The following is a 6,644-nucleotide window of genomic DNA, read 5'->3' on the forward strand; positions in this document are numbered from 1 at the left end:
GAGCAGTCCTCCCGTCACCCTTGCCGCACCACCAGGGCCGTGGCCACCGCCATCAGACCCTCGCCGCGCCCCGGGAAGCCGAGGCCGTCGGTGGTCGCCCCGGACACCGACACCGGGGCTCCGGCCGCCTCCGACAGGATCTTCTGCGCCTCGTCCCTGCGCTTGCCGATCTTCGGGCGCGGCCCCACCACCTGTACGGCGATGTTGCCGATCCGGAAGCCCGCCTCGCGCACGATCCGGGCCGCCTCCGTCAACAGGGTGACGCCGGAGGCACCCGACCACTCGGGGCGGCCGGTGCCGAAGTGCTGACCGAGGTCGCCGAGCCCGGCCGCGGAGAAGAGGGCGTTGCAGGCGGCATGGGCGACGACGTCCGCGTCGGAGTGGCCGGCCAGTCCGGTGCCCTCGCCCTCCCACTTCAGGCCCGCGCACCACAGCTCGCGGCCCTCCTCGAAGGCGTGGATGTCGGTGCCGATGCCGACCTGCGGCAGCAGCACGGGCTGCTCAGAAGCCATCGTTGAGCCTCCTGCGGGCCAGGACCGCCTCGGCGAGGACCAGGTCCAGCGGGCGGGTCACCTTGAACGCCTCCTCGTGACCGGGCACGACCACGACGGTGAGGCCCAGCTGCTCGACCATGCTCGCGTCGTCGGTGACGTCCTCGGTGACCGTCTCGTGGGCGCGGATCAGGGTCGCCCGGTCGAAGCCCTGCGGGGTCTGCACGGCACGCAGCCGCGCGCGGACCGGGGTCGCCACCACCGGCTCCGGCTCACCGGGGGCGGTCGCCGGCTCGACCTCCTTCACGGTGTCCGCGAGGGGCAGCGCCGGGACGACGGCGGGCGCGCCGTCGCGCACGGCCTCGATGACCGCGTCGACGGTGTCGACCGGGACGAGCGGGCGGGCCGCGTCGTGGACCAGCACGATGCCGAAGTCGGAGGGCAGGGCGTCCAGACCGAGCCTGACCGATTCCTGACGGGAGTCGCCACCGGGGACGACGAGGAAGTCCGTCCGCTCGGGCAGCGCGTGCGCGTCGAGGAGGGACTTGACCTCGCCGGCGCCGTCGGGCGGGGCCACGACGACGACCAGGGAGACGGCCCGGGACGCGGCCATCGCGCGGACCGCGTGGATCAGCATGGGGGTGCCGTTCAGCGCTCGGAGCGCTTTGGGGGCGCCCGGACCGAGGCGTACGCCCCTTCCGGCGGCCGGAATCACCACCGCGGTGCGGGCCTCAGCACGGGCTTCGGCGGGCGAAGGGCGCGAAACGTCAGACATCGGTTCCTGTCAGGTTTGTGTGCTCGGCCAACGTGGGTACGGAGACAGCGTGCCGGGCGCGACGCCTTGACCGGACCCTTCCGTGACGCCGGTCGAGCCTGCTGCCCGGGCCCGGCACGCCAAGTATCGGGGGATCTTCCCCCGAGAGGAACAGGCGCACGGCACTCCGGGATCTCGGGGCGGTCCTGGTCCGGCATCCGGAGACAGACATGCCGCAGCGCCCGGCGACAGCTTTCGCGTCATCGGGCACCGCGGCATTTCAGTGCGGCAATTCGGATTCAGTGTGTGCTGAGCTGAGCGGGCGAGGTGCCTGCACAGGGACGCTCAGGACGCGAGAACCTCGTCGAGCAGTGCCTCGGCCTTGTCCTCGTTCGTGTTCTCCGCGAGAGCGAGTTCACTCACCAGGATCTGCCGAGCCTTGGCGAGCATGCGCTTCTCACCTGCGGAGAGTCCGCGCTCGCGCTCACGACGCCACAGGTCGCGCACGACTTCCGCGACCTTGATGACATCGCCGGAGGCGAGCTTCTCCAGGTTTGCCTTGTAACGACGGGACCAGTTCGTGGGCTCCTCGGCGTACGGCGCGCGCAGCACCTCGAAGACCCGGTCCAGCCCGTCCTGACCGACCACATCACGCACGCCGACGAACTCCGCATTGTCCGCTGGCACACGTACCGTCAGGTCACCCTGGGCGACCTTCAGCACCAAGTAGGTCTTGTCCACGCCTTTGATCTGGCGAGTTTCGATGGCCTCGATCAGCGCGGCCCCGTGATGGGGATAGACCACGGTGTCGCCAACCTTGAACGTCATGTGACAGGTACCCCTTCCGTGGCTATCCAGGGTAACACGGAAACTGCGGGTTCTGAATGGCGTTTTCGCAGGTCAGGGCATATCTCGGGGCTTGACAACAGCAACAGGAACGTGCTGCGGAGGCCGAGCGGAAGCAGGAATTCGCAGGTCGGAGCGGCTCTCCGGGCGAGGTGAAACGCGTACGTTACACACATCCGGAGGCCGCTCCGAGTGGGCTAACGTCCCCAAATGTCCGGTTCCAAGCGTGCGACTTCCGCTACTCCGTTCGGTGTCCGGAGTCACTTCCCCGCCGATTCCGGAATTGATCACGCACGGCCGGCGGATCACATGGTGATCAATTCCGGGGGCGATCGCGCATTCCTTCACGGAAGATTTGCCTCTGGATGCCGAGCCGCTTATCCGAATGCCCGACGAGCGCCGGAGTGCGGGAAGCAAGTGACGCCTGGGTCATCCGTGAACGGAGTGACACGCCCCTTGGGGAGGGTCGGGTGCGGCCCTGCGGGAACGGCTCGGTAACCTAAGGCCGCTGACAGACACTTAGCGCGGCTTTACGGGCCGCCCCGCTCAAGTCAAGGAGTTGCCGCCGCCGTGAGCAGCAGCCTTCGACGCGGCGCCCTCGCCGCCTCCGCCATCGCGTTCTCGTTCGCCGCGCTCTCCGCGTGCGCGGCCGGCAACAACGCCCAGACCCTGGAGGTCAAGCCGGACAACGCGGAGATCCGCGTGGGCGACATCAAGCTCCAGAACGTCGTGGTGATCACCCAGGCGACCCCCGAGGCCTCCGGCGAGACCGAGGGCCCGGCCGTCGTCTCCGCCACCGTCTTCAACTCCGGCGACAAGCCCCAGACGCTGGACTCCGTGAGCATCGACGGCGGCGGCAGCGCCGAGCTCACGCCCGCCAAGGGCAAGGGCAAGGTGACCGTCCCGGCCCACAGCTCCATCGTCCTCGGCGGCAAGGGGAACGCCGCCGCCACGGTGAGCGAGCTCGGCGAGAGCGTCAAGAACGGCAACGCGCAGAAGGTCACCTTCACCTTCAGCACGACCGGTGACGTGAGCCTGCGCGCCTTCGTGGTCCCGGCCGACACCTACTACACCAAGTGGGGCCCGAGCGCCGCCCCGTCGGCGTCGGCGACCTCGCCGAAGCCGACCGGCTCCGCGACCCCCTCCGGTTCGGCCACGCCGAGCGGGTCCGCCACGCCGACCGACGCCGCGTCCGCGAGCGCGACGGCCACCGAGTCGGCCGCGAGCCACTGACCGGCTGCTCTACGACAGGAAGGGCGGGGCCTCCTCGGAGGTCCCGCCCTTCCTGTCGTAGAGCGCTGTTGTCTACGGCTCGAACTTGTAGCCGAGGCCGCGGACCGTCACCAGGTACCTCGGCGCGCCCGGGTCCGGCTCGATCTTGGCGCGCAGGCGCTTGACGTGGACGTCGAGGGTCTTGGTGTCGCCCACGTAGTCGGCGCCCCAGACGCGGTCGATGAGCTGCATGCGGGTCAGGACGCGGCCGGCGTTGCGCAGCAGCATCTCCAGCAGGTCGAATTCCTTGAGGGGCAGGTCGACCTTGGAGCCGGAGACCGTGACCACGTGACGGTCCACGTCCATGCGGACCGGGCCGGCCTCCAGGGCGGCCGGGGTGACCTCCTCGGGCTCGCCGCGGCGGCGCAGTACGGCGCGGATACGGGCGACCAGCTCGCGCGAGGAGAACGGCTTGGTGACATAGTCGTCGGCTCCTATCTCCAGGCCCACGACCTTGTCGATCTCGCTGTCCTTGGCGGTCACCATGATGACGGGGACGTTGGAGCGGCCGCGCAGCTGGCGGCACACCTCCGTGCCGGGCAGGCCCGGCAGCATCAGGTCGAGGAGGACGAGGTCGGCGCCGTTGCGCTCGAACTCGTCGAGTCCGTCGGGGCCCGTGGTCGCCACCGCGACCTCGAAGCCCTCCTTGCGGAGCATGTACGACAGGGCGTCGGAGAAGGACTCCTCGTCCTCGACGACGAGCACTCGGGTCACGGAAGGACCTCCGGGGCGGGAAGCGGGTCGTAAGAAACCGACTCGGGGGTGGAATGCCCGTCCTCGTCGTCGAGGTCGGGGTGCTGGAGCGCGCGGTCGCGGGCCGCGCCCGCCTCCGGCAGCCTGAGGGTGAACGTGGAGCCCTGTCCCTCCGAGCTCCACACCGTGACCTCCCCGCCGTGCGAGGCGGCCACGTGCTTGACGATCGCGAGACCGAGGCCCGTGCCGCCGGTCTGGCGTGAGCGGGCCGGGTCGACGCGGTAGAAGCGCTCGAAGATGCGCTCCTTGTCCTTGTCGGAGATGCCGATGCCCTGGTCGGTGACGGCGACCTCGATCAGGTCGCCGCCCGGCGCGGACACCCGGCGGGCGGCGATGCCGACGCGGGTGCGGGCGGGCGAGTAGTTGACGGCGTTCTCGACGAGGTTGCCGAGGGCGGCGGCGAGCTGGCCGCGGTTGCCCCACACCTTGAGCTCGGCCGCGCCGGCCGCGGCCATCGTGATCTGCTTGGTGCCGGCCTGATGCCGGCAGCGGTCGATGGCCTCGGCGACCAGCTCGTCCACGCGGACCGGCTCGGCGTCCTCCAGCGGGTCGTCGTTCTGCACCCGGGAGAGGTCGATGAGCTCCTGGACCAGGCTGGTGAGCCGGGTCGCCTCGATCTGCATGCGGCCGGCGAAGCGCTCCACGGCCTCCGGGTCCTCCGAGGCGTCCATGACGGCCTCGGACAGCAGGGAGAGGGCGCCGACGGGGGTCTTCAGTTCATGGCTGACGTTCGCGACGAAGTCACGCCGTACCGCTTCGATCCGCCGGGCCTCGGTGAGGTCCTCCACCAGGAGCAGCACCAGCCGGGACCCGAGGGGCGCGACCCGCGCGGAGACCGCGAGGGCCTCTCCGCGTCCGGTCCCCCGCCTGGGCAGGTCCAGCTCGACCTGGCGTATCTCCCCGTCCCTGCGGGTGTCCCGGGCCATCTGGAGCATCGGCTCCACGGAGAGCTTGCCGCCGCGGACCAGCCCGAGGGCGTACGCGGCGGAGCTCGCCTTGACGACCGCGTCGGCCTCGTCGAGGACGACGGCCGAGGAGCGGAGCACGGAGAGGACGGTGTCCACGCCCGGCGGAAGCACCGGGTCGGTGTGCAGGGAGGTGCGGGTGGGGCGTTTCTGCTCCCGCTCGCTCCAGCGGAACGCCAGCATGGCGATGACACCGGTGAGCACACCGGCGATCGCTGCCGCTGCGGCGACCGCCGCGTTCACGTCCATGCCTCCAGGTTAGGCATGGGTTCCGTCCTGGCCACAGCCGTCCGAGTGCGAGCTCGAACACTCGTCGCCCAGAGTTCACCTTGGAGCCAGTGGGGGTTCATTTGGGAGGGCGGAAACGGACGCGTAGGGGACCGAACGTGGGAGCGTGGGGTACGCAGCACCGGTTTCACCGCCGGTTTTGGCCCCTGGCACCCACAGGAACGACGTACGAGAGGGAACCGACAATGCGGGACGCGTACCACGAGGAACTTGATTCGATCGGCGACGGTCTGGTGGAGATGGCCCGCCTGGTCGGCTCGGCGATCGGACGCGCCACGACGGCCATCCTCGACTCCGACCTGAAGCTCGCCGAGAGCGTCATCGAGGCCGACCAGAAGGTGGACGACCTCCAGCACGACCTGGAGGCCAGGGCGATAGCACTGCTCGCCCGCCAGCAGCCGGTGGCGACGGACCTCCGTATCGTCGTCACCTCCCTGCGCATGTCGGCCGACCTGGAGCGCTCCGGCGACCTGGCCCAGCACGTGGCGAAGCTGGCCCGGCTGCGCTTCCCCGAGAAGGCGATCCCCCACGACCTGCACGCCACCATCCTGGAGATGGGCCAGCTCGCGCAGCGCCTGATGGCCAAGGCGGCGGAGGTCATCATCACCAAGGACGTCGACCTCGCGCTCCAGCTGGAGCAGGACGACGACGAGATGGACCTGCTGCACCGCACGCTCTTCCAGCACCTGCTCGACGACAAGTGGAAGCACGGCATCGAGACGGCGGTGGACGTCACCCTCCTCGGCCGCTACTACGAGCGGTTCGCCGACCACGCGGTCTCGGTGGCCAAGCGGGTGGTGTACCTGGTGACGGGTGAGCACGCGGACGAGCTCCAGCAGGAGATCCAGCCGGTGACGGGCGTCGAGGGGGCCTGAACCGGCGCCTTCGGATCCGTCCGGGGCGGGTGCGAGCCCCAGTGCGCCGTTGATGCGCCCAGGGGGGCGGGCATGCAATGGGCACAGGGTCTGGGACCGGCGGTGGGTCCGGCGGTCGGAAGGTCAGGCCCTCACCTCCGGGAGGGACCCATGGCCGAAGCCCCCAGCACTCCCCAGCCCGACCCCACGCAGGAACGCCCGACCGAGCAGCCCGCCGCGATCAGGACCCTGACGGTCATCGGCGCGTGCGGCTGCGGCTCGGGCTGCGGATGCGGGTGCCAGTCGGGCAACCCGTGCCAGTGCGGCTGACACCGGTACGACTGGATCGCGTACGACATCGAGGGGCCCCGGGACGACCCGGGGCCCCTCGACGTCCCGGCTCGACCGGGCGGGTGGGGAG

General features: G+C 70.4%; 8 protein-coding genes. 3 read left to right on the forward strand and 5 right to left on the reverse strand.

Translation table 11 applies throughout. The features are described 5' to 3' along the window. Positions 1-14: 14 nt before the first annotated feature. The 3 genes from ispF to AOJ26_RS28915 all read right to left on the reverse strand — a co-directional run bounded on the left by ispF (position 15) and on the right by AOJ26_RS28915 (position 2,073). The gene (ispF, locus tag AOJ26_RS28905; protein WP_053851303.1) at positions 15-512 is read right to left on the reverse strand and encodes a 2-C-methyl-D-erythritol 2,4-cyclodiphosphate synthase; all 498 of its coding nucleotides are present in this window, start codon (positions 510-512) and stop codon (positions 15-17) included. Continuing rightward, entirely contained in the window at positions 502-1,266 is a 765-nt protein-coding gene (ispD, locus tag AOJ26_RS28910) for a 2-C-methyl-D-erythritol 4-phosphate cytidylyltransferase (RefSeq protein ID WP_053851304.1), read from the reverse strand. Before ispD ends, ispF begins: the two co-directional genes overlap by 11 nt. A 324-nt stretch (positions 1,267-1,590) precedes the next feature. Further along, positions 1,591-2,073, reverse strand: a complete 483-nt coding sequence (locus AOJ26_RS28915) for a CarD family transcriptional regulator (protein ID WP_003953493.1) — start codon at positions 2,071-2,073, stop codon at positions 1,591-1,593. A gap of 588 nt (positions 2,074-2,661) precedes the next feature. Here AOJ26_RS28915 and AOJ26_RS28920 point away from each other — a divergent pair. Then, positions 2,662-3,324: a copper chaperone PCu(A)C gene (locus tag AOJ26_RS28920; protein ID WP_053851305.1), complete on the forward strand. Its 663-nt coding sequence runs from the start codon at positions 2,662-2,664 to the stop codon at positions 3,322-3,324. Between the two features lie 72 nt (positions 3,325-3,396). Here AOJ26_RS28920 and AOJ26_RS28925 read toward each other — a convergent pair whose 3' ends face one another. Together AOJ26_RS28925 and AOJ26_RS28930 are read right to left on the reverse strand one after the other, a co-directional pair. Beyond that, complete coding sequence (locus AOJ26_RS28925) at positions 3,397-4,077, reverse strand: response regulator transcription factor (RefSeq protein ID WP_015659563.1); 681 nt, start codon at positions 4,075-4,077, stop codon at positions 3,397-3,399. Continuing rightward, a complete protein-coding gene (locus AOJ26_RS28930; protein WP_053851306.1) occupies positions 4,074-5,330 on the reverse strand; it encodes a sensor histidine kinase in 1,257 nt (418 codons plus the stop codon). Before AOJ26_RS28930 ends, AOJ26_RS28925 begins: the two co-directional genes overlap by 4 nt. 224 nt (positions 5,331-5,554) lie before the next feature. On the opposite strand from AOJ26_RS28930, the gene phoU reads away from it, so the two are divergent. Further along, on the forward strand, positions 5,555-6,244 hold the full coding sequence (gene phoU, locus AOJ26_RS28935) for a phosphate signaling complex protein PhoU (RefSeq protein WP_053851307.1): 690 nt from the start codon (positions 5,555-5,557) through the stop codon (positions 6,242-6,244). A gap of 150 nt (positions 6,245-6,394) precedes the next feature. Then, entirely contained in the window at positions 6,395-6,553 is a 159-nt protein-coding gene (locus AOJ26_RS43965) for a hypothetical protein (protein ID WP_179200434.1), read from the forward strand. The last annotated feature ends 91 nt before the right edge of the window (positions 6,554-6,644 follow it).

The organism is Streptomyces sp. NRRL B-24085 (genome assembly GCF_001282115.1).
In the GTDB taxonomy this organism is placed as follows: Bacteria; Actinomycetota; Actinomycetes; order Streptomycetales; family Streptomycetaceae; genus Streptomyces.

Bases quoted from the DNA above. Each gene is read 5' to 3' on its own strand.
- ispF (WP_053851303.1), bottom strand. From the start codon at position 512: ATGGCTTCTGAGCAGCCCGTGCTGCTGCCGCAGGTCGGCATCGGCACC.
- ispD (WP_053851304.1), bottom strand. From the start codon at position 1,266: ATGTCTGACGTTTCGCGCCCTTCGCCCGCCGAAGCCCGTGCTGAGGCC.
- AOJ26_RS28915 (WP_003953493.1), bottom strand. From the start codon at position 2,073: ATGACGTTCAAGGTTGGCGACACCGTGGTCTATCCCCATCACGGGGCC.
- AOJ26_RS28930 (WP_053851306.1), bottom strand. From the start codon at position 5,330: ATGGACGTGAACGCGGCGGTCGCCGCAGCGGCAGCGATCGCCGGTGTG.
- phoU (WP_053851307.1), top strand. From the start codon at position 5,555: ATGCGGGACGCGTACCACGAGGAACTTGATTCGATCGGCGACGGTCTG.
- AOJ26_RS43965 (WP_179200434.1), top strand. From the start codon at position 6,395: ATGGCCGAAGCCCCCAGCACTCCCCAGCCCGACCCCACGCAGGAACGC.